This window comes from Pseudomonas helleri (genome assembly GCF_009600315.1).
Taxonomy (GTDB): domain Bacteria; phylum Pseudomonadota; class Gammaproteobacteria; order Pseudomonadales; family Pseudomonadaceae; genus Aquipseudomonas; species Aquipseudomonas helleri_A.
Genome location: NZ_WIWC01000125.1, coordinates 1 through 366, shown reverse-complemented (window position 1 = coordinate 366; position 366 = coordinate 1). Strand labels below are relative to the sequence as shown.

The window sequence follows — 366 nt, the reverse complement described above, 5'->3', positions numbered from 1 at the left end:
GATGGGCTGCGGGTAGCCAGTAGCATTTGAATAAAAACGATTAGCCCGGATTTCTCATGAGGCCGGCAGGCGTGGCCGGTGAAGCCTCGGTGTATCAACAACCTGCCTTCCACCGCTAAAAATTGATCGTTTTTTATTCAATTCCCGCGTATGGGGCGCACTGCCCCCTTTCCCCCATTGAGCCGGGCCGGGGGCGCCCGCCTGTTCAGGTCGGCTTGAGGCGGGCAACCAGCCCCGCAAAGAGTTCCTGATGCGGATAGGCCTCGCTGATCAGCACGCGGATGCGCCGGCTGTTGCGAATGATCACCGCACCGATCTTGAGCAGTTTCAAGCGCAGGTCATGGATGCTCATGCGCGCCAGTGCGG

1 protein-coding gene is annotated in these 366 nt (G+C 59.6%); it reads right to left on the bottom strand.

Annotation, left to right across the window (positions count from 1 at the left end):
• Positions 1–205: 205 nt before the first annotated feature.
• Positions 206–366, bottom strand: a 161-nt coding sequence (locus GHN86_RS23125) for a transposase (protein ID WP_194286568.1), incomplete at its 5' end; no start/stop codon positions are given.